Here is a 22,466-nt window from a genome sequence, read left to right on the forward strand (position 1 = left end):
ATCAGACCGATTCGTTTAACACCTTTTCTAATGCTTGTAAAACTAGCTCATTCTGTTCGGAATTACCTACAGTAATCCGTAAGCCTGTAGGAAACCCAAGTGCAACGCCTGAACGAACGATAATTCCTCTTTCTAATAGTTTTTGAAATATTGGACCGGCTGGGCGATTCACATCAACGAGCACAAAATTACCTTGTGAAGGATAATAGGATAATCCAAGCTTTTCAAACCCTTGATAAAGTTGTTTTAAGCCATTGGCATTTTTGACCTTACATTCTTCAATAAACTCTTGATCAGATAAAGCTGCAAGTGCTGCAATTTGGGATAAAGATGTATTATTAAAAGGCTCCCTTACTCGATTCAGCCAATCGATAATATTCGCTTTAGCAATTCCATATCCAATCCGTAAGGCAGCTAAACCATAGATTTTTGAAAATGTCCGCAAAACTATCAGATTCGGATAACGATCTAATAGTTTCACCGAATTCGGATATGTTGGATCGGTTGCATATTCATAATAGGCTTCATCAAGAACAACTAAGATATCCTCTGGTACATCGCCTAAAAACTGAACCAATTCTTTTTCACTAACAAATGTTCCTGAAGGGTTATTGGGGTTACATACCCAGATCACCTTCGTTTCCTTTGTAATTTCACTCTTCATCGTTTCTAAATCATGTTTTCCCTCTTTTAGAGGTACTTCTATGATCGTTGCTCCTTCTGTTACTGCATTACTCCGATATTGAGGAAAAGTCGGAGTGGCCATAATGGTTTTAGTTCCCTTTTCCAAAAAAGTCCTTGCGATCATCGAAATGATTTCATCAGAACCCATTCCAAAAATCAATTGATCTTCAGAAACCTCTAATTTTTCTGCTAAAGCTGCACGTAGTTTTCGATTTGCACCATCTGGATATATATGTAGTTCATTAAGCCCTTCCATCAATGCTTGTTTCACTTTAGGTGAAAATCCAAAAGGATTTTCGTTAGAAGCTAATTTGATTACTTGTTGTAGATTATATTGTCTCTTTACCTCGTCCATTGATTTTCCCGGTTGGTAGGCTGATAGATTCTCAATCTGTTCCTTCGGTTTCATCCGCTTCCCTCCACTAATATATACTTTTCCCATCATACTCTAGTTTCGTTTTCGACTCAATATCTATATTCGCCCTTTTCTTATACTCTTTCCTACTTTACTCCATTAAAAGATAATAGAACTCAATATCCCACCGAATTTCTCATCTCTTTAATTTCCTCTCTAAATACCATTGATAAATCGTAACGCAAAATACAAACCACGCTCCACTAGCAAAATATCCACCTAAAACATCACTGGGATAATGAACACCTAAATAGATCCGGCTAATCCCAATGGCTAAGATCATGACGACAGCAAAGAAAATCATTAATACTCTCCCAGTTCTAGATTGTATATGTTTCCATAAGAGAAATGAAATTGTCGCATATAACGTGAAGGCAGCCATTGAATGACCACTAGGAAAACTATACCCTATTTCTTCAACAATTTGATGGAATGAAGGACGTTGTCGGTGAAATAACAATTTCAAACCCTTGTTTATTAAATGAGATCCTAACATAACCAAAATAAAAAAAACAAGCTCTGTACGATGCTTCAAAAACGTATAGAAAAATATCGAAATTAGAATGATGATCAGAATAACAATTTTCCCTGAACCAACAAAAGTAAAAAACTCCATGAACGTAGTAACGGTTGGACTTTCAAAGAATTGGACCCAATGAATGATGGGCATGTCGAACCATTGAACCTTATCCATACTAACAAAAGCTGCGATTAGTCCAAAAATTAACAATAAACCGATACCAAACACCCAGCTAAAGTTTTTGTTTTGTTTCATACTATTCCTCCCACATTTATTTTCTTAAAAATAGGTTTGTATATTCCAACGTGCTCTATTGTTTGTGGAATATACAAACCCACTATTTCTGAATAGAACATACAAGCCATTTCAGGTTACACAGTAAAAATGTTAGTCGGGATAGGTTGCTGTTTATGAAATATACAAATAACGACCCATAATCAGGTCGTTGATAGTATAACATAATATGGTAAATATTAGTATGCATCTAATGACTGCTGCTTTTCTCTAAATGGTATTTTATAATGTGACCTTGCTTGTATGTGGACACCTTTCCTTCGATTTCTAACAGATCAAGATGCCCGATCACCTCAGCGAAGTAAAGAGCTAAGTGCTTATAGTATCGATTGGGATAGGTAAGCTTCATCAATTCATAGACAGAAAAATCCCCTTCAACCAAAAAGCCCTCTAATTGCTTTTTCTTCCGTTCAAACCGGTCTAGCTGATTATCGATCACTTCATAGGGATCATCAATGACTGCTCCATGCCCTGAATAAATCCTAGATAAAGGAAGGCTTCTTAAATCTCTTAGTGACTCTTGGTAGGCCACAACAGATTGAGGTCTTGGTTCATTTTGCTCAATTGAAGGTTCTACAAAAGCTCCTGCTGATGTATGGCCAATGATATGATCCCCAGCAATAAGTATTTTTCTTTTTTCATGGTATAAAACAATATGACCTAATGAATGACCAGGGCTATGAATGACTTTCCATCCTAAATGCCCTTCTAGATTCATCCCATCCTCCAAAATTCCATCAATCTTAATTGGATCCATAAATTGATCTAAATCTGAATAAAAATTCTCAATTTCTTGGATTTGCTCCCTAGATAAACCGTTTTCAGAAAATAACTCCCGAAAAAAAATAAGTTTTTGTTGAATAAATTTTGGATCCTTTTCTACCCAAGGAATTGTCCATGGATGAGTATAAATTCGAACCTTCGGATGATATTCCTTAATCATTCCTAATAATCCACTATGATCTACATGTTGATGAGTTAAAATAATTTGCTCGATATCCTTAATCCGAAATCCATTTTCATTAAGCTGATAAATAAATGCTTTCCACGCCTTTTCTGTTTTTGGCCCTGAATCAATGAGTGTGAGTTTATCACCTAGTAAGAGATAAGCATTTTCAGTTCCTATAGAGAAAGGGGTAGGAATTTCAAATGAAAACAGATGATGATCATATTCCTTTTTCCGTTCAGATATTTCAAGCATTTTCTACCCTCCCCTTCAATTTTCAGGAAAATTCAATCAATTTTATTTTACACGTTTTTTAACTGAATAGAAAGTGGCGAATAGCAAAAAAAAACTGTTGCTATTGGCAACAGATAAACTATGCAGGGTAGACAATCACTTGATTTTTCCCCTTATGTTTTGCAGCATAAAGTGCTTGATCAGCATGACGCACCAATGAGATCACGCTTAGGTCTTTGTCTCCTTGTTTCCAAGTGGCTATACCTGCTGAGGCAGTGATTTTGGGAGACGTTTCTTGGCCCACTCTTTTTAAGATTCGTTTCCCTATTTGCAAAGCGATATCTGTGTCAATCTGTGGTAAATATAACGCAATCTCTTCTCCACCCCAGCGACTGGCAATATCCGTGGAACGAATACTCCCTTCCAGAATATTCGCGAATTGAATGAGAATTTGATCACCGATTTGGTGGCCAAAAGTGTCATTTATCTTTTTAAAATCATCAATATCAAATAAAATTAATGAACCTAATTCATCGTTTTTCTGAGATTCTTGCATTTTGGAATCTAAAAAGGATCGATTATATAGTCCTGTGAGATAATCTGTGATCGCTACCTTTTGTAACTTTTCATGCAAAAATGCATTTGTAAGAACTAATCCTAAATGTTGAGCGAAGTGTTGTAACATTTTAAAATCATCATAGGAGAAATGTAAAGGCTTAGAATTAGAAACAGATAAAACTCCTATCATTTCATCATTCGATAAGATCGGAACAGACATTAAAGATCGGCACCCTAAACCTTGCATATAAGGATCGACAATTTGCTGGTTTGCTTGAATATCGGAGACGATGATCGGCTCTTTATTCTGATAAACATGCCCCATGTAACCACTGTCAAGTGAAACAATCATACCGACATTGGAATTGATATTGGATGCAATAACAGTGAGACAATCTTTTTTCTCACTTACCTTTAAAACACTTACATGTTGAGCATCATATAATTTTGTTAGTTCAGAAATAACGATCTGCAAAATCGTATCCAATGTTAAACTTTGATTCAAACGTTTTGTTAGTTCGTTGATTGCACGTAATTCTTTTACTAAATGATTTGATTGTTGGTAAAGTTTTGCTTTTTCAAAAGCCATACCGATAATATCAGCAATGTTTGAAATAAAGCTAATTTCCTCTTCAGTAAAAGTATCAATTTGGTCATAGGAAATGTGAATTACACCATAAACTCCCTGTTTACCCCGTAAAGGAGCAGCAATTTCCCCATTTTTTTCATTTTGTTTTCTTCTTCGAAGAATCAACTTCCCCTCTAAAAAAGCTTGGCCATTGATATCCTCTCTGTTTGGAATAAACATTAACTGTTTAATCGGTAGATTTGAAACCAAATACTCCTGAGTTAACCATAATTCTATCTGTACTTCTGGATAAAATAATTGAAATGTATGGATTGCTTCTGATAAAATCTCATTTACATCCATCGTTGAATATAATTTTTGGGTCATATCAAAAAGGGCATCCCTTTTCTTCGCTTCTCTTTCTAAAACGACAAACTTCTCATGTTCCAGATAAGCCAATTCAAAAGCTACTAAAATCCCTTGTAAACATCCTAATGCTTGTGCTTTATAATTTCTAGTAGATAGAAAGCCAAGAATCCCAATCATTTGCTTGGAAGAATCACTGATAGGAACCGAAGTTGATTGATAATTTTTAAGAAGATGATGGTAATGTTCTGAACCATTTACAAAAGTGGAAATTCCTTTTTTTGCTGTTAAACCAATGGCATTGGGTCCAATCGCTTCAAGACTCCAATCAAAACACTCCGAATCTCCTTTTTGGAAAAAATCAGGAAAATCTGAGGGATGGGCCAATTCTAATACCTTACCTTCCCGATTGGCCAAAATAAGAATTCCATGTTCAAAAAGAAGGTCTCTATCTCGTACAAAGTGCAAAAATCGATGGAATACGGTTAATAATTGTGCGTCTTTTATGTCATTACCCTTTTCTATAATGCGAAACTGAGACGGGTCTATTCCATCTTCTAACGCTTTTTGATAATATTCCTCAATTATTTGTTCACGTGGGTAAAGAATTTCTTTACCCTCATTAAACTGGTTGCAGCAAACCATGGATTAACCCTCTTCTTTCTTCTATTCCCATATTCATTCTCTATATATCTACATGCGAATCATCATTAATTTGTTCAATGATCCATTGATCTTCTTGATGATCGTAAATCATTCTAGATATCCCTGTATTTGTTAATTTTGTTACACCTGAACCAACTTTCCCTTTACTGACTTCATGAAGCAAAGCATTAATCGCTGCACCATGACTTACAAGAACAATACTCTCTCCCACATGACGTTTTGCTAATTCTTTCACTGCTAGATAGACTCGGCTCTTCAATAAATGAAATGGTTCGATATCAAAAGAACCAAACTTTTCGATATTCCCCATATGGATTCCCGGATACTGCTTGATAACCTCTTCAATTTTTTTCCCCTCAAGTAAACCAAAATTTCGTTCTCTTAATCCATCATGAATTTGAACCGTTAATTGAAAACGTTTTGCAATTTCCTCTGCTGTCTCTTTTGCTCGTTTTAAACTACTGGAATAAACTGCGCTAATCTGAAACTCATTGAAAAATCGATCAGCAACCTTTAATGCTTGAGCTTTTCCGATTTCATTTAAAGGGATATCTTGTTGGCCTTGATATTTTCGTTCTATATTCCAATCCGTTTGTCCGTGTCGGACTAAAAATATTTTCGTCTTCACTATTTTATTCCCCATCTATACAAAAATTGTTTAGGTCTTTTGAAAAAAATTATAATTTTATTATATATAACATTAGTCTCATTTTCATTACTTTTTATGAATAATATTAGGACTTTTTTCTCATTGACAATTTTCTTCTTTTTTTGCTAAAAAATTCGACAAAAAAGCCCCTAAATCAAGAGGCTTCAATTTCCTGCAACAAATACGATTTGATTCAGATTTTCATCGTTCTCTCTTTTGAATCCCATTGATAGATCAATGTTTTTAATAATCTTCCAGTTTTTTTGTCAAAAACATCGACCATGTAGTAGGCAAATTCGTTTGAAGTTTCTCGATAAATCAGGTGAATAGAATAGTTAAAAGGATTTTCCTTTTTATAAACAGATTTACCTTCTTGGTTAAATATTCCTTTTGAATTTCCATACCATTTCATTTTCCCACTCGGGTCAAGATAGATCCATTGATCAATGGTTTGCTGATTGAGAACAATTGGTTCATTATTTTTCTTTGAAACTGCCAAATAGCCTTTTAGATCATTGGTTTGATTCTGATCATAGACAATCTGGAAATCTCCGTAAAGCCATTGATCAATTTCGTCCAACTTTCCTGTATTGCTATTTTTATTTGTTAATAATGAGAGATTGACGAATAGTGGTTTTTGTTGAACAAAGGTTAGTTGTTTGGAATCTTTTGGGTGGGTAAATAGTTCTACACTAGATGAATTCCACTCTGGCCATTCCTTTAAAGAAAAACTCCATTTTTCTTTTGACTTCTTTTCCGCTAGCGTAAGTTCTGGTATTGAATTTTTCTGATCAATGGTCAGGTCCCAAGTTTCTTTTACGAATTTTATTTGCGTTTTTCCTTTCCAATCTAATAGCTTAGGTGGAATTTTGATTTTATAACCTAAATCCAAAGCTTCTTGAGCCAAGATGATTTCATTAGATTTTATTGGCTCTTCTAGAGGGATTTGCAATGAATATTCCGCGTGATTTGTGTAACTGTTATAGATTTGAACTTGGTAAGCTTTTTCTTCTGAATCATACATTAAAAAGGCACCATATTGGCCATTGCTATTATAACCAATAAAGTAAGGTTTCTTTTTTAATTCCTCGATTAGATTTGGTTTACTAAGAAGTTGATCTAATTTTGGAACTTCTGTTGTCTTAATATTTTTGGCTGGGTTTTCTACGCCTTGGTTCCATTCCTCTTGTTGTTGATAATTAGATATCCATTGACTGAATTTCCCACTAAAAGGGATAAAAAGACCCAATACAAGAAGAGCTATGAAACCAATGATCCATTTTTTCTTCAGAACGATCACCCCAACTCTAGAAGTAGAATAAGGAATTCGAGTTGATAAAATTATCGGGATTGCCAATTTCCAATTCATAAAAAAATACTTATATTAGCAAGTTCGCTAATATAAGTATTCTTTCTTCATCATCCATTTTCCTTCTGATTCATGATTTCATATCATAAACTTGTTGAACATCTTTGTCGCCACGGCCGGATAGATTGACAACAACGATTTGATCTTCTGCTAATTTAGGTGCTAGTTTCATCGCATAAGCAACAGCATGTGCGCTTTCTAAAGCAGGAATAATTCCTTCTAACTTGGACAATGTACGGAATGCTTCTAGTGCTTCCTCATCCGTTACAGAGACATATTCCGCTCTTTTAGAATCTTTATAAAAACTATGCTCAGGTCCAACTCCTGGATAATCCAATCCTGCGGCAATGGAATGAGTTTCTTTTACTTCACCTTTTTCATCAATCATCGCATATGTCCTAAAACCATGAATGACGGCTTTTATTCCATCATTTAGTGGTGCAGCATGTAGCCCTGTTTCAATTCCTTTTCCTCCTGGCTCGACACCAATCATTTTGACCTCTTTATCATCATAAAATGGAGCAAATAATCCAATCGCATTGCTTCCACCACCAACAGCTGCAATCAAATAATCGGGCAATCTCGATTCTTTTTCTAAGATTTGTTCTCTTGCCTCTTGGCCGATCACAGATTGGAAATGCTTTACCATCGTTGGATAAGGATGAGGTCCAACCGCAGAACCCAACAAATAAAAGGTGTTTTCGTAATTCTCCATCAGATCTTCTAACGCTACATCAACCGCATCTTTTAATGTCCTTGTTCCTCTGGTGACAGGAACGACTTTTGCACCTAGCATTTCCATGCGAAAAACATTCAGCGCTTGCCGTTTGGTGTCTTCTTCTCCCATATAGATGACACAATCCATCCCAAACATGGCACAAGCGGTAGCTGTTGCCACTCCATGTTGGCCTGCTCCCGTTTCGGCAATTATGCGTTTTACGCCCATCCGTTTGGCGAGAAGAGCTTGACCAAGGACATTATTAATTTTGTGTGCTCCAGTGTGGTTCAAATCTTCTCTTTTTAAGTAGATTTTCGCTCCGCCAAGTTGTTTGGTTAGCCTTTCGGCATAATATAATGGACTTGGGCGCCCGACATAATCATTAAAATAATAATCTAGCTCTTGTTTGAATTCTGTATCATCCTTGAATTGTTCAAAAGTGTCCGCTAACTGTTCCAATACTTTTTGTAATTGTTCAGGAACATATGCCCCACCAAACTCACCAAAAAAACCTATTTTCTCTACTAAACTCATCTTAACTTCTCCTCTCCACTCTTCTTTTTCATCTTTTCATGTTTTCAGCAAACATAGAAACTTTGAATAAATTGTATGCAGAAAGTTGTGAAATGACAATCATTTTTGAAGAAATTTTTCACTTTATTTCAATATAATTCCGGACTTTTCAATTGTTTGACCTCATCATCTGTTAATTCCCGATATTCTCCAGGTTCAAGGTCATCATCCAATGTTAAAGGGCCCATTGAGAGCCGTTTTAGGTAAGTTACCTTTTTCCCAACCGCTTCAAACATTCGTTTAACCTGGTGAAACTTTCCTTCATAAATCGTTAACTCAATTTCTGATTCAGGGCCAGATTTTAATATCTTTAATTCCCCTGGTAACGTTTGATACCCATCATCTAAAACGACACCTTGTTTAAATAGTTCTACATCCTCTTCAGAAACGACTCCTCGAATCGTTGCATAGTAGGTTTTAGATACATGCTTCTTCGGAGATAAGAGTTGATGTGCCAACTGACCATCATTGGTAAGAAGTAATAATCCTTCTGTATCTTTGTCTAATCGACCTACAGGAAACGGTTGAAAAAGTGCATGTTCAGGTTCTAATAAATCGATGACAACCTCATCATAACGATCTTCTGTCGCAGATATGACACCTTGTGGTTTGTTCATCATCAGATAAATAAACTCACGATATTGAACTTCTTCTTCATCTACTTCAATTCGATCATGACCTGTCCATACATGTAACCCTGGATCGTTGACAATTTCTTCGTTTACTTTCACTCGCTTTTCTTTTACTAATTTCTTAATTTCTTTACGAGTACCAAAACCAATATGGGCTAATATTTTATCTAAACGTTGTTTTTCTTTCCGTGCCATCGATGGATCACCCCAAAAATTCTACGTGTATTTTCAACATCTTATCATATTTCTAGCGAAAAACCAGAGCAATATTGACACACATGATAAAAAAGTTTTATTATATAAGTTGTGATATTGGATAGCTTTATCATTTTATATGGTAAAGAAAGACGTGAACACCCTCGCTCATTTTGTGCTTATAAGCCAGCGGCTGAATTTGCTTATAAGACATAGATTGTAGCTATCCCAACTCTATGTGATCACAAATTGAGCACGTCATATTAGACCATTCTAATATTAAAAATTTTCGAGAGGGGTATTTGTTTTATATGTCACGTTATACAGGACCAAAACACAAATTAAGTCGTCGTGTTGGAATTTCTTTAAGTGGTACAGGAAAAGAAATGAAACGTCCTTATCCACCAGGACAACATGGACCAGGCCAACGTAAAAAATTAAGCGAATATGGTCTACAATTAAATGAGAAGCAAAAGCTTCGCTATATGTATGGTTTAAGCGAAAAGCAATTCGCAAACCTATTTGTTAAAGCAACAAAAATGCATGGAGTTGTTGGTGAAAACTTCATGGTATTACTTGAGACTCGTTTAGATAACTTAGTTTATCGTTTAGGTCTTGCTCGTACTCGCCAACAAGCTCGTCAACTTGTGAACCATGGTCATGTCACTGTAAATGGTAAAAAGGTTGATATTCCTTCCTACCATGTAAAAGTAGGTGACGTGATTGGTCTTCGCGAAAAAAGTCGTGATTTAGCGATCATTAGAGAAGCTCTAGAAGATCGCAACTACCTACCAGATTACTTAACTTTTGATGAAAAAGCAATGGAAGGTAAATTGGTTCGTTTACCAGAGCGTTCTGAATTACCACAAGAAGTCAACGAAAAACTAATCGTTGAGTTCTATTCCAGATAATCCTCTTAGAAGGAAAGCATCCAACATTTTGTTGGATGCTTTTTTTTTCGCATGGGGTTACTTCTTTTTTCATTAAGCCAATCGTATCTTCGCAAATTTACGTTTCCCAACTTGAATAATCATTCCATCTTCTACGGAAATATTCGCATCCACTTCTTCCCACTTCTCACCGTTCACTTTCACAGCCCCTTGTTGGATCATCCGGCGTCCTTCTCCATTTGAGGGAACTAAGCCAAGATCCACTAACAGCCTTACGATCCAGATTTGGCCATTTTCGAATTGCCCCTGATTAATCGTTACCTCTGGAATATCTTCTGGAATATCCCGTTTTTGGAAAACGGTTTTGAAATGATGTTCTGCTTCTTGTGCTGCTTCTTCTCCATGATACATTCTAACAAGGGTGTAGGCTAATTTCATTTTCGCATCCCTTGGGTGAATCGTTCCATCTTGAAGCCCATTCACCATTCTTTCTACTTCTTCATGAGGTAGATCGGTAACTAATTGATAATATTTGACCATTAATTCATCGGGAATCGACATCGCTTTCCCATAAATTTCATTTGGAGCCTCATCAATTCCAATATAATTTCCTAAACTCTTACTCATTTTTTGTACACCATCAAGTCCTTCAATTAATGGAAGCATTAAAACGGCTTGTTGTTCTTGACCGAATTCTTTTTGGAGATGGCGACCCATTAATAAGTTAAACTTTTGATCGGTTCCACCTAACTCCACATCAGAATGTAGAGCAACAGAATCATAACCCTGCATCAGTGGATAGAAGAATTCATGAATACTGATCGATTGATTTGCCCGGAATCGTTTTTCAAAATCATCTCGCTCTAACATTCTCGCTACAGTCATTTTTGCAGCTAAATTCACAACATCTGCAAAGGTTAAAGGTGCTAACCAAGTACTGTTGTAACTGACTTCTGTTTTTTTAGGATCAAGGATCTTAAACAATTGTTTTAAATACGTTTCTGCATTCTGTTTCACTTGTTCGGGAGTGAGCTGTTTTCTCGTTTCCGACTTTCCCGTTGGGTCGCCAATTTGACCAGTGAAATCGCCAATCACCAATTGTACAATATGTCCTAAATCTTGGAATTGTTTTAGTTTTTGCAAGGGTACTGTATGACCAATGTGAATGTCAGGTGCAGATGGATCTAAGCCTAACTTAACTTTTAATGGTGTTGTTTTCTTGATGGCTCTCGCTAGTTTTTGTTTAAATTCATCTTCGGGGATGATTTCCACTGCCCCCCGGCTTAAAATCGCCCATTGTCGTGCTAATTCTTCCTGTTGTTCTTTCGTTAATTCGATCTCGTTCATGATTTTTACCTCCACTTGATTTATCCTTTCGATATTTTTAACAGTAAAAAAACTCCCATCGAAGTCCTTTCGAAGACGTAGTCGAGTCCTTCTTTTGCGGAAGTTTTTTATGCCGATCGTTCAAGTTTAACTTTACTTTATTAATTTAATGAAGTTAAACTTTCCTATGCGGTAAAAAAAACCACATCCCTGTACTTAGGGACGTGGTTTGAATACGTGGTACCACCCTAATCTAAGAATAGAACAAACGCTATTCTCCTCATTTTCATAACGGTATGTGCCGGAATAGACTACTTCATTTCATCTATTCAGTTCAAGTGGGTAATTCAGCTTTCCTGTTGTACTGGTTTGCACCATCCACCAGCTCTCTGAAAAGCAATTCCAGTAAGCCTACTTTCCACTCTCATTACTTTTTTCAACTTCATTGCAAGGATTATATGTTCTATAAGTTTTGCAAAATTATAGCATAAAAATTGATTTATCGCAAATTTCATATTATAAAACTCAAAATTACAATTTAGAATGATTAGATAAACCAATTGAAAAAATTAGATTCTTTAATTCAAGTTTATACATTCCTACTTCTGCTTTTATTGTTTTATCAATGAACTACCGAATAACTTGAGTCAACTATTTGTGTGAGGATTTTTATCTACATATGTTGGATATGAAAAACGAATTTTGTTACAATAAAAAACGATTCTTAGCAAATGAATTAAATTGTAGGAGGTTGGAAATGAAACAACTGCCAAGTTACATCAAAAAAGAGAATGATATATATTGGCTTACTGAAGACGAACGTGAAAATCTAAAAATTAGTTATCGTATTAGGGAGATCGTTTACTTCGAAAAATCTCCTTATCAAGATGTCATGATTTTGGATTCTTATGATTTTGGCCGTATGCTCGTTCTTGATGGTGTGGTCCAAACTACGTCAATAGACGGCTATATCTATAATGAGATGATCTCTCATATCCCATTGAATTTTCATCCTAACCCAAAACGGGTCTTGATCATTGGTGGTGGGGATTTAGGCGCCGCACAGGAAGTTACCAAATATGATCAAGTAGAAAAAATTGATCTCGTTGAAATTGATCAACTAGTCGTTGAAGCTAGCAAAAAATATTTATCTGAAATCTCCGGGGATCTCTCAGATCCACGTGTTGAATTGATTTATCATGATGGAGTTGAATTTGTAAAAAACCATCACAACCAGTATGATGTTATTATTGTTGACTCTTCTGATCCCATTGGGCCAGCCAAACAATTATTTGAATATGAATTTTACCATCATATATATCGAGCATTGAAAGAAGATGGAATTATGGTTTGTCAAAGTCAATCCCCACTCTTACATTTTGATGTTCTTAAACAAACGTATAAACATATTCAAACTCTTTTTCCGATTACCCGTTTATATATGACGACTGTTCCCACATATCCGGGAGGATTTTGGAGTTTCACCCTTGGATCAAAGAAGTACGATCAATTACTTCCAAATATTCCTTTTGATAAACAAACTCGTTATGTCAATAAAGATATTTTATATCATAGTTTTTCTCTACCAGAATTTGTTCACCATAAATTAAACGAAATTTAAAGATAAAAATGACTCTCCCTACTTTTTCAAAAGCGTTTGGTTAAGGTGAGAGTCTTTTCTTTTTTCACCTACGAATGTACCCAACAAAAGTAAGACGAGTTTATGATATAATACTGCTCATGAAGGGGGAATAGATATGTCTCAAACCAATTCACCGAATAAAAATAAAAACAGAAAAAGGGAATGGAAACACATTTTGAAATACGGGCTTATTGCACTCTTTGTCATGATTTTCCTTGGGATTGGAACCGCAGCAGGTTTGGTCGCAGCCGTCGTTAAAGATGAACCTGTGCGCAGCGATGAAGAAATTCGAAACCAAGTTTTTAAAAATAATTTAGTCTCATCTGTTTTTTGGGCAGATGGAGAAAAGATCGGCGATTTTAAAACAGATGAAGTTCGTGTTTTTGTACCATATGATCAAATTTCCGATAATGTGAAAAATGCGGTGATCGCGATTGAGGACAGAGATTTTCGTAATCATAATGGTATTAACCTAAAAGCGATCGCCCGTGCTGCACTTCAGCAATTATCAGGTAGTGAAGTTCAAACTGGTGGTAGTACGATTACGCAACAGTTAGCCAAAAATACATTTTTTTCTTTAGAAAAAACTTATACACGAAAGACTAAAGAAATTTTACTTGCTTTACGAATGGAACGAGTATTATCAAAAGATGAAATTCTAACAGCCTATCTCAATAAAATCCCATTTGGAAAAGCAGCAAATCTTAAAAATGTTTACGGAATTCAGGCTGCTGCAAGAGGCTATTTTAATAAAGATGCAAAAGACTTAAATGTCGCTGAAGCTGCCTATTTAGCAGGAATTCCGCAAAGACCCACTGCTTATTCTGCATTCAATCAGAATGGGTTTGATGAAGAAGGTTATCAACTTGCAAAAAAACGTCAGGAATTAGTATTAAAAGCGATGTTAACAGAAGGTTTTATCAATCAACAACAATATGATGAAGCTATCAATTATGATATTAAAGCTCATTTTCATGCTGAAACCGGGAAAAAAGAAACAAATAAGTATGGGTACCTTATGCAAGAGATTGAGACAAAAGCCGCCCAAGCTATTCTTAAAAGTCGCGGAGTTGCTTTAGATTCATCTGAATATGATGATGCTTTTGAAAATGCGAAACAAGAACTTGTTACTGGTGGTTATAAAATCTATACCACTTTGGATAAGAAGATTTATGAAGCAATGAATGAGGTTGTCAATAATCCAAAAAATTTCCCGCGTCCGATTGATTATACGTATCAAGGGAAAAGGCTGAATGATCGTCTTCTGCAAGTCGGTGCTACACTTATTCATAATAAGACAGGTGCAATTCTAGGGTCTGTGGGTGGCCGTGATTTTGAAAACTATCAAGTGAACCACGCTGCTGCAAAGAGACAGCCAGGTTCTTCCATTAAACCTGTACTCGACTACGCACCTGCGCTGGAACTAGGAAAAATACAACCAGCAACGCCAATTGATGATATTCCTTTAGGTCAAAAATGGGAACCAAACAATTATGATGGAAGATATCATGGTCGAATCACAGCAAGAGTAGCTCTGAATAAATCCTATAACATCCCTGCCGTGAAGGTTTACCAAATGGTAGGAACGGAAAAAGCTTATGAATTTTATAAAAAACTAGGCTATGAAATAAGCGAAAAGCGATTTATGGGACAAGGGGGAGCAGCTGCAATTGGTAGCCTTGAAGCTTCTCCAGAAGAAATGGCAAGCGCCTATTCCACTTTTGGAAATGGTGGTACCCATATGGATGCTTATGTGATTGAAAAGATTGAAGATCGAGATGGTAAAGTGATCTATGCCCATGAATCAAAACCAGAAGCAGTATTTAGTGAACAAACGGCCTTCCTTATTACAGATATGCTTAGAACTGTAATGACGGAAGGAACAGGTACTACTGCACGGAAATATGTAAGTGGACGTGATGTCGCTGGAAAAACAGGAACTACCAATGATGAGAAAGACCTATGGTTTATTGGATATACCCCTACGATTACTTTAAGCGTATGGACTGGATATGACTTGCCTTATCCAGTGAAACCCCATAGTATTCCTCAAGATACATGGGGAAGATTAATGCAGGCAATATTTAAAGCTGATCCGACATTATCACCAAGTAATGCTCGCTTTGACAAACCAAGTGGTATCGTTCGAATGACCGTATCGAGTGCATCTGGCAAGTTACCATCGGATTTAACGAAAAAGGGTGGATATCTTGTTACTGATTGGTTTAATCAAAAATATGTCCCAACTCAATTGGAGGACGGTTTAGGCGAAGCAAGGTTAATCATGTTTAACAATACAACATATGTCGCGAAACCAGAAACACCGGATGAATTTGTTGATACAGGTATTTTCCTTATTCGTGAGCCGTATAAGATACCACCAGGAAAATCAAGACCATTAGATTATCAAAAAGAAATGCCAAAGAATAATGATCCTAGAACGTCTACTGGTAAACCAGCACCTCCAAGTAATCTATCAGTCAACGGAAACGTGATCTCTTGGAGTAAGAATACAAATCAAAACATTGTTGGGTATCGAATCTATCGCGCATCAGCAGATGGAATAGGATTTGCAAAAATTGGAGTTGTTCGTCAGACAACAAATAGCCCAGGTATCTATACCTTTACTGATTCTGCAGGTTCAGGGCCGTTTGCTTATTATGTCACAGCAGTTGATGTAGCTGGCTTAGAATCGGATCCATCTAATATTGCAGGAAAAAATCCTGAACCAACAGAGCCACCAGGGAATAATCCAGATGAACCAACCAACCCAGGTAATCCAAATACCGCACTACCTCAAAAACCAACTGGATTAAATGTAAGTTCTCAAGGGGGGCATCTAGTCTTATCATGGAATCCTAATCCTTATCAAGACCAAGTGATTATGTATTCTGTTTATTACAGTACATCTAAAGATGGGAAATTTGATTTAATTTATCAAGGAATAAAGAATAGTACCACGATAAATCCGAAGAATAAAGTCAATTACTATTATGTGGTAGCTAAAAATAATAATGGAGAAACACAAAGTAATATTTTTCCATTTAATTTAGAATAAGCTTACTGATTTTTGCAATCCATTTCATGTTTTAGAAGAGAACTATGGCTCCTAAAATTAAAAAAAGCCTATTATGGGACATTGACCATAATAGGCTTTCCTTTTAATTCGTACACTGCCAAAAAAGTTAACCTTCCATCATTTTCAACATCTTATCGACAATCTGATAACTTCGTTTGGAGGCGAGTCTTGTAAACTGCACAAAATTCACATGTGCGGAACCATCTGCCTTATCTGACATTGAACGGATAATCACAAAAGGAACTAGATTCATATGGCATACTTGAGCGACAGACGCCCCTTCCATTTCCGTACACATTCCATCATATGTTTCATATAGTTCACGCACTTGATCTCGATCGGCAATAAATTGATCGCCGGATAAAATCAAACCTGTGAAGACCTTCCCTTCATTCACTTCTTCACTTGCCTTTTTCGCTAATGAGATTAATTGTTGGTCTGCCTCAAAGACAGACTTTTCTTGATCTGGGATAATTCCCTTCTCATAACCTAGTGGAGTCACATCTACATCATGTTGTTGTGCTGCAGTTGAGATAACAATATCTCCGATGTCAAGATCAGGGTGTAGTGCACCGGCAACACCTGTAAAAATGATACGATCCACTTTAAATTCATCAATCAAGATTTGCGTAGTGACTGCAGCATTTACTTTACCAATACCAGATTTACATAGAACGACGGATTTGCCATTCATTTCCCCTTCATAAAAAAGAATTGATGCCTTCTTTTTTTGTTGTAAGTGACTCATACCCTCCTGAAATAATTCAATTTCTTCATCCATTGCCCCTATAATGCCGATTCTCATCGTTTTCCCCCTAAAGATAATATTCAGATTTATTTTGTCGAAGAACGGTTGATTAATTCATGCTCAAGAATCACATTCTGTTCTGTAATCGGCTCTTCATTCATATGTTTGGTTAAAAATCTCATCGCCACAGCACCAATATCATATTGAGGTTGAGATACCGTGGATAATAATGGTCGAACCATCGAGGAGATTGGGATATTATCAAAACCACGAACTTCAATATCATCTGGAACCGTTAATCCTTTGTCTTGAATGGCATGAATCGCACCTACTGCCATTTCATCACTGGTTGCAAAAACAGCAGTTGGTCTATCGGATAGCTCTAGGAAAAATTTCATTGCCTCCATTCCAGATTCATAACGGTAATTACCTACTCTCACATAATCCTCTCTAAACGGAATATTTGCTTCCCTAAGAGCATCCTTATATCCTTCAAAACGTGCTAACCCTGTCAAAGGATCAGTAAGGGGGCCAGTGATTAAAGCGATTCTTTGATGTCCATACTGAATAAACGCTTCAACTGCATCTTTTGCGGCTTGATAATGATCAATGTCTACAGATGGAAACATGTTTTGGGAATCTTTTGTTGCAGCCAAAACAATGGGAACCGTTGACGTCTTAAAGATATTCAAATGTTCCTCTGTTACTTCCCCTCCCATGAATAATAATCCATCCACTTGCTTTTCTAAGAGTGTGTTAATTAAGGAAAGTTCTTTGTCCACATTCTTATCAGAGTTTGACAAGATAATGTTGTAATGATACATTCGTGCAATATCCTCTATTCCTCTTACTACTTCTGCAAAGAAAGGATTCGAGATGTCAGGGATGACAACTCCTACAGTGGTTGTTTTTTTACTGGCTAGACCTCTTGCAACAGCATTTGGCCGATAGCCTAACCTTTCAATCGTCTCTAATACTTTTTTGCGTGTAGCCGGTTTTACATTCGGATTTCCATTTACAACTCTCGAAACCGTTGCCATGGATACCCCAGCTTCTCTTGCAACATCATAAATGGTTACTGGCATAATTACACTCTCCGTTCACGAAATCGTTATCAAGTTATTGTTATTCTACGATAAAATATTCGTTCATTCAATTGTGTATTATCACTTGTATGATTCTATAAACTGCGACTTTAGCAAGCGAGTTTTCCTACTAACTATTAATTCAAGGAAAGCCGTAAGATTAGGAGCAGCGTTAAAACATACAAGCCATTTCATGTTTTTTAAGAGAGTTATTGTTCCAAAAATCTTAGACTTAGTATACTAAAAAAAAGAAACGTTTTCCAACTGAAAAACGTTTCTCTTGCCCCATTTTCTTCTATTTTACGGTAGACGAGGTAACTGGTAACTGTAATGCAGACATCAGATTTGTGAATTCTTCTAAGTTTAGCTGCTGATTTGCATCCGATAATGCAACTGAAGGGTCGGGATGAACCTCTACCATAATTCCATCTGCACCTGCAGCTAATGCCGCTTTTGCAATTGGAATGGCGATATCTTTTCTTCCTGCTGAATGGCTAATATCCACGAGTACCGGTAAGTGACTTTCTTGCTTGAGGATGGGTACAGCGAGAATATCTAATGTATTACGGGTCCATTTTTCATACGTTCGAATTCCCCGTTCAACCAAAATCACTTGGGAATTTCCTCTAGAAACAATGTACTCTGCTGCAAATAATAATTCTTCAATGGTCGCAGCCAAACCTCTTTTTAAAAGTACAGGTGTTTTCACTTGCCCTGCTGCTTTTAATAATTCAAAATTTTGCATATTTCTAGCACCAATCTGAATCACATCTACATATTCAGTAGCCATTTCGATATCGGCAGGGTTCACAATTTCACTGACCACTTTAAGTCCATAACGATCCGCTACACGGCGTAGGATTTTTAATCCTTCAATTCCTAACCCCTGAAAATCATAAGGAGATGTTCTCGGCTTAAATGCTCCACCGCGAATTAATTTTACCCCTTGGTCTACAAGAACTTTTGCCACAGTATTTACTTGTTCTTCACTTTCAACAGAACATGGGCCGGCAATCATTATAGGTTCTTTCCCTACAGGAGTATCTCCAACCATGACAATCGTATCTTCTGGGTGACGTTTACGACTAACCAATAGTTGTTTGTTTTTGTTTTCTTCTTGTAATTCAAGAGAAGCTTTGAAAATCTGTTTAAACAGATGGCGTACCGTATTGTCATCAAATGGCCCACGATTATGTTTTACCAATTCATTCAACATTTCACGTTCTCGAACAGGATCAAACTTTACCATGCCTTGTTTTGTTTTTAGATGACCAATAAGCTGGGCTATCTCTGCTCTTTCATTCAATAATTCTAACAATTTCAAATTAATCTCATCCAGTTTTGATCTTAACTCTTCTAATTCTTGATTACTCACCTTAGTCATCTCCTTCCAAGTTTAAAAAATTACATGAATTATACTTCAACCGTTATTTTCTGTCAATGAGCGACTGTCACGAATTTTCTAAAATTTAAAACGTTTTCACTCTTCTATTCTTTTCTTTTCTCCATTGCCAGAAGAACAAGGATTTTCTAAACTAAAATAGAATAGATAAAAGATAACCATTTTTTATCACCGAGCAAGGCGAAAAGTTTACTTAGATTTATTCAACTTATAAAGGAGTAGATTTAACTTGACACAACAAACACCCATATTTGCACTCGATATTGGTACTCGCAGTGTGATCGGGGTCATTATTCAGCCATTAGAAGATGGGACATTCCTAATTAAAGATATAAAAATGAAAGAACACAAAGATCGGTCGATGCTGGACGGGCAGATTCATGATGTGGTTGCAGTATCAGAAACAATTCAATCCGTGAAAGAAGAGTTAGAAGCGAAAAACGGTTTGTTACATCAGGTTGCTGTTGCTGCAGCAGGACGCTCATTAAAGACTTATCGAGTAAAAATCGATCTACCAATTGAAGGGCAACCTTTACTGCGAAAAGAAGATATTCGTGCATTGGAGTTGTCTGCAGTACAACAAGCGCAAAAGCTAATTGTAGAAGATCAGTCTGATCAAGATATTACCAAATATCATTGTGTCGGTTATAGTGTTGTCAATTATTATTTGGATCATCAAGTCATAGGGAATTTGATCGATCAACGAGGGAAAATCGCTTCTGTTGAAATCATTGCTACCTTTCTACCGCGAGTGGTAGTCGATTCGTTGATTTCATCGTTAACTCGAGCCGATCTGCAAATGGAAGCTCTAACCTTAGAGCCGATTGCGGCGATTCATGTTTTAATTCCTCCATCGATGCGAAAATTAAATATCGCTCTAGTCGATATTGGTGCTGGGACTTCTGATATCGCGATCACAGCAGATGGTACTGTCGTTGCTTATGGTATGGTTCCTTTTGCAGGAGACGAAATTACTGAGGCTATTAGTCAACAATTTTTGTTAGACTTCCATATTGCCGAGGAAATAAAACGACAATTATCTACAGTAGAAGAAGTTACAATTACTGATATTTTAGGTGTCACCGAAAATGTCAAATCAGAAACGGTTCTCGATCAAATCGATCAAGAGATTGAAAATTTGGCTCATCATATTACACAAAAAATACTGGAGTTAAACGGAAAACCCCCTCAAGCAATTATGCTTGTAGGTGGTGGTAGTCAAACACCTAGATTAACAGAAAAGATCGCAAAGCAGTTAGAACTCCCCCTTCAGCGTGTGGCGATTCGTAGTATCGATGCGATTCAATATTCCATCATTTGGCCAGATTCTATTCTAAAAGGGCCAGATTTGGTAACACCAATTGGGATTGGGATTTCTTCAAGGGAGAAGCCCATTCAATATATTACACTACAAGTAAATGGGGAAATCATAAGGCTCTTTGAAATGAAATCGATGACAATCGGTGATGCGCTTATTGCGGCAGGTATCGCTGTAAATAAATTATTTGGAAAACCCGGAATGGGTTTAACTGTTAAAATTAATGGCAAGTTATGCTTCTTTCCTGGTGAATATGGGTCTCTTCCAATCCTACTACTGAATGGTGAATTAGCGTCTTTAGATACCCCGATTCATAATGGAGATATTATTGAAGTGACTCCAGGAATCGATGGAAAGGACGCTACTTTAACCGTTAAAGAGACGTTATCCCATTCCCCTATTCAACCTTATCATATTACCATTAATGGAAAGGACTATATATTGAAACCCTTAGTAGAAATCAACGGGATTGACGCAGATTATTCAAACCCTATTCATGATCGTGATTCAATTCGCTTCTATCATGTTACCACCATTGAAGAAGTATTGGTTCTTCTTGGATATTCAACCATTCCGTATTCGAAAAATGAGATCAAAGTCTATTTAAATGGGGAACCGAAAACGCTGACCTATCATCCAAGAAAAATCTATCGAAATCAAAAAGAAGTTTCATTGCAAGACTTTATAGCAAATGGAGATCACATTACATTGGATCAAGAAGAATTGCCATTTCCAACGGTTCGTGACTTAGTTGAAAAAGAAAAGCATATATTTCCTTTCTTTGAAATTGAAGTTACCTTTAATGGACAACCTCTGATCCTTCAGCCTAAGGAGCTGCAAATCTATGTCAACAAAAAAAAGGCTTCTCTTAATGATCCGCTCAAGCCAAATAGTCTAATTGAAATGATTGAAAATCAGGAACAACCCACATTTAGTGATGTTTTTCGTTATATTGATTTTTCAATATCAATGCCTCAAGGAGCAAGTCGATATGTTCTGCGAATTAACGGTGAACCTGCAGAATTTCATTCACCTATTAAACACGGAGATCAACTAGAATTACGGTGGGAGTGAAGGAACATGACGAATCCATATCAGATTCAGATTCAACATTTCAAGATGGGAGAAGACTTGGTCATTCTTGTTTCAGGTGGAGTAGCTCATATTGGTGCTGTAGCAACTGCTTACGTGAACGAAAATAAAATTCATGTTGAGGTGACACAACTTCCGCACCACAAAGAGGGTGAATTGGCAAGGGAGTTTGCAGAATTAGCTGCTCAGACATTACATCGTACGGTTTCCGTCTTAATGGGGATTCATATCCATCAAGCCACAAAAGATGATATTTGTCAGATCGAGGCTTATGTACGAAATGCTATGAAACAAATCATCAAAGCTTTGGAATAATTCCATAAAAATAGGTTTGTATCACTGGCTTGTATGTTCTAACGCTGCTCCGATCCGCTAAAAAAACTTCAGCCAACAAAGCTGAAGTTTCAGCTTGTAGACAAAGTCCCTAACTAGTGGCCAAATCTACAGGTTTTTTTGTATAATAGGGATAGAATTCTTGGTTAACGGGGGAAATTTAG

General features: G+C 36.6%; 17 protein-coding genes and 1 other annotated feature. Of the genes, 5 read left to right on the forward strand and 12 right to left on the reverse strand.

The window, feature by feature from the left end; all coding sequences use genetic code 11:
* Position 1: 1 nt before the first annotated feature.
* The 8 genes from hisC to EDD72_RS08760 all read right to left on the reverse strand — a co-directional run bounded on the left by hisC (position 2) and on the right by EDD72_RS08760 (position 9,387).
* A complete protein-coding gene (hisC, locus tag EDD72_RS08725) occupies positions 2 to 1,093 on the reverse strand; it encodes a histidinol-phosphate transaminase (protein WP_132769409.1) in 1,092 nt (363 codons plus the stop codon).
* A gap of 142 nt (positions 1,094 to 1,235) precedes the next feature.
* Entirely contained in the window at positions 1,236 to 1,874 is a 639-nt protein-coding gene (locus EDD72_RS08730; RefSeq protein ID WP_132769410.1) for a phosphatase PAP2 family protein, read from the reverse strand.
* Between the two features lie 229 nt (positions 1,875 to 2,103).
* Positions 2,104 to 3,114 carry an MBL fold metallo-hydrolase gene (locus EDD72_RS08735; RefSeq protein ID WP_132769411.1) on the reverse strand — a complete coding sequence of 337 codons (1,011 nt, stop codon included), beginning with the start codon at positions 3,112 to 3,114 and terminating at the stop codon, positions 2,104 to 2,106.
* 118 nt (positions 3,115 to 3,232) lie between these two features.
* The gene (locus EDD72_RS08740) at positions 3,233 to 5,230 is read right to left on the reverse strand and encodes a sensor domain-containing diguanylate cyclase (protein ID WP_132769412.1); all 1,998 of its coding nucleotides are present in this window, start codon (positions 5,228 to 5,230) and stop codon (positions 3,233 to 3,235) included.
* Between the two features lie 40 nt (positions 5,231 to 5,270).
* Complete coding sequence (locus tag EDD72_RS08745) at positions 5,271 to 5,894, reverse strand: histidine phosphatase family protein (RefSeq protein WP_132769413.1); 624 nt, start codon at positions 5,892 to 5,894, stop codon at positions 5,271 to 5,273.
* A 199-nt stretch (positions 5,895 to 6,093) separates the two neighbouring features.
* Complete coding sequence (locus tag EDD72_RS08750; protein ID WP_132769414.1) at positions 6,094 to 7,257, reverse strand: hypothetical protein; 1,164 nt, start codon at positions 7,255 to 7,257, stop codon at positions 6,094 to 6,096.
* Positions 7,258 to 7,339: 82 nt separating this feature from the next.
* A complete protein-coding gene (gene trpB / locus EDD72_RS08755) occupies positions 7,340 to 8,521 on the reverse strand; it encodes a tryptophan synthase subunit beta (protein ID WP_132769415.1) in 1,182 nt (393 codons plus the stop codon).
* Positions 8,522 to 8,649: 128 nt separating this feature from the next.
* A complete protein-coding gene (locus EDD72_RS08760) occupies positions 8,650 to 9,387 on the reverse strand; it encodes a pseudouridine synthase (RefSeq protein ID WP_132769417.1) in 738 nt (245 codons plus the stop codon).
* 311 nt (positions 9,388 to 9,698) lie between these two features.
* Here EDD72_RS08760 and rpsD point away from each other — a divergent pair, with 311 nt between their 5' ends.
* Positions 9,699 to 10,298, forward strand: coding sequence for a 30S ribosomal protein S4 (gene rpsD, locus EDD72_RS08765; protein WP_132769419.1), 600 nt, complete (start codon positions 9,699 to 9,701; stop codon positions 10,296 to 10,298).
* 72 nt (positions 10,299 to 10,370) lie between these two features.
* Here the strand turns inward: rpsD and tyrS are convergent, their stop codons facing one another.
* Positions 10,371 to 11,624 (reverse strand): tyrosine--tRNA ligase, encoded by a 1,254-nt coding sequence (tyrS, locus tag EDD72_RS08770; RefSeq protein WP_132769421.1) that lies wholly within the window; start codon positions 11,622 to 11,624, stop codon positions 10,371 to 10,373.
* Positions 11,625 to 11,818: 194 nt separating this feature from the next.
* Positions 11,819 to 12,040, reverse strand: a binding site (T-box leader).
* Positions 12,041 to 12,360: 320 nt separating this feature from the next.
* On the opposite strand from tyrS, the gene speE reads away from it, so the two are divergent.
* Together speE and EDD72_RS08780 are read left to right on the forward strand one after the other, a co-directional pair.
* Positions 12,361 to 13,224, forward strand: a complete 864-nt coding sequence (speE, locus tag EDD72_RS08775; protein WP_132769423.1) for a polyamine aminopropyltransferase — start codon at positions 12,361 to 12,363, stop codon at positions 13,222 to 13,224.
* A gap of 136 nt (positions 13,225 to 13,360) precedes the next feature.
* Positions 13,361 to 16,303, forward strand: a complete 2,943-nt coding sequence (locus EDD72_RS08780; protein ID WP_132769425.1) for a PBP1A family penicillin-binding protein — start codon at positions 13,361 to 13,363, stop codon at positions 16,301 to 16,303.
* 127 nt (positions 16,304 to 16,430) lie between these two features.
* On the opposite strand, the gene EDD72_RS08785 is transcribed toward EDD72_RS08780, so the two are convergent.
* The 3 genes from EDD72_RS08785 to EDD72_RS08795 form a co-directional block, all read right to left on the reverse strand.
* Positions 16,431 to 17,129: a 5'-methylthioadenosine/adenosylhomocysteine nucleosidase gene (locus EDD72_RS08785; RefSeq protein ID WP_132769427.1), complete on the reverse strand. Its 699-nt coding sequence runs from the start codon at positions 17,127 to 17,129 to the stop codon at positions 16,431 to 16,433.
* A gap of 29 nt (positions 17,130 to 17,158) precedes the next feature.
* Positions 17,159 to 18,157: a catabolite control protein A gene (gene ccpA / locus EDD72_RS08790; RefSeq protein WP_132769429.1), complete on the reverse strand. Its 999-nt coding sequence runs from the start codon at positions 18,155 to 18,157 to the stop codon at positions 17,159 to 17,161.
* Between the two features lie 295 nt (positions 18,158 to 18,452).
* The gene (locus EDD72_RS08795) at positions 18,453 to 19,532 is read right to left on the reverse strand and encodes a bifunctional 3-deoxy-7-phosphoheptulonate synthase/chorismate mutase (RefSeq protein ID WP_132769431.1); all 1,080 of its coding nucleotides are present in this window, start codon (positions 19,530 to 19,532) and stop codon (positions 18,453 to 18,455) included.
* Between the two features lie 256 nt (positions 19,533 to 19,788).
* Between EDD72_RS08795 and EDD72_RS08800 the strand changes: the two genes are divergently transcribed.
* Positions 19,789 to 21,951, forward strand: a complete 2,163-nt coding sequence (locus EDD72_RS08800) for a cell division protein FtsA (protein WP_132769433.1) — start codon at positions 19,789 to 19,791, stop codon at positions 21,949 to 21,951.
* 6 nt (positions 21,952 to 21,957) lie between these two features.
* The gene (gene lpdD / locus EDD72_RS08805) at positions 21,958 to 22,284 is read left to right on the forward strand and encodes a prenylated flavin chaperone LpdD (protein WP_132769435.1); all 327 of its coding nucleotides are present in this window, start codon (positions 21,958 to 21,960) and stop codon (positions 22,282 to 22,284) included.
* The last annotated feature ends 182 nt before the right edge of the window (positions 22,285 to 22,466 follow it).

The organism is Tepidibacillus fermentans, from assembly GCF_004342885.1.
GTDB lineage: Bacteria > Bacillota > Bacilli > Tepidibacillales > Tepidibacillaceae > Tepidibacillus > Tepidibacillus fermentans.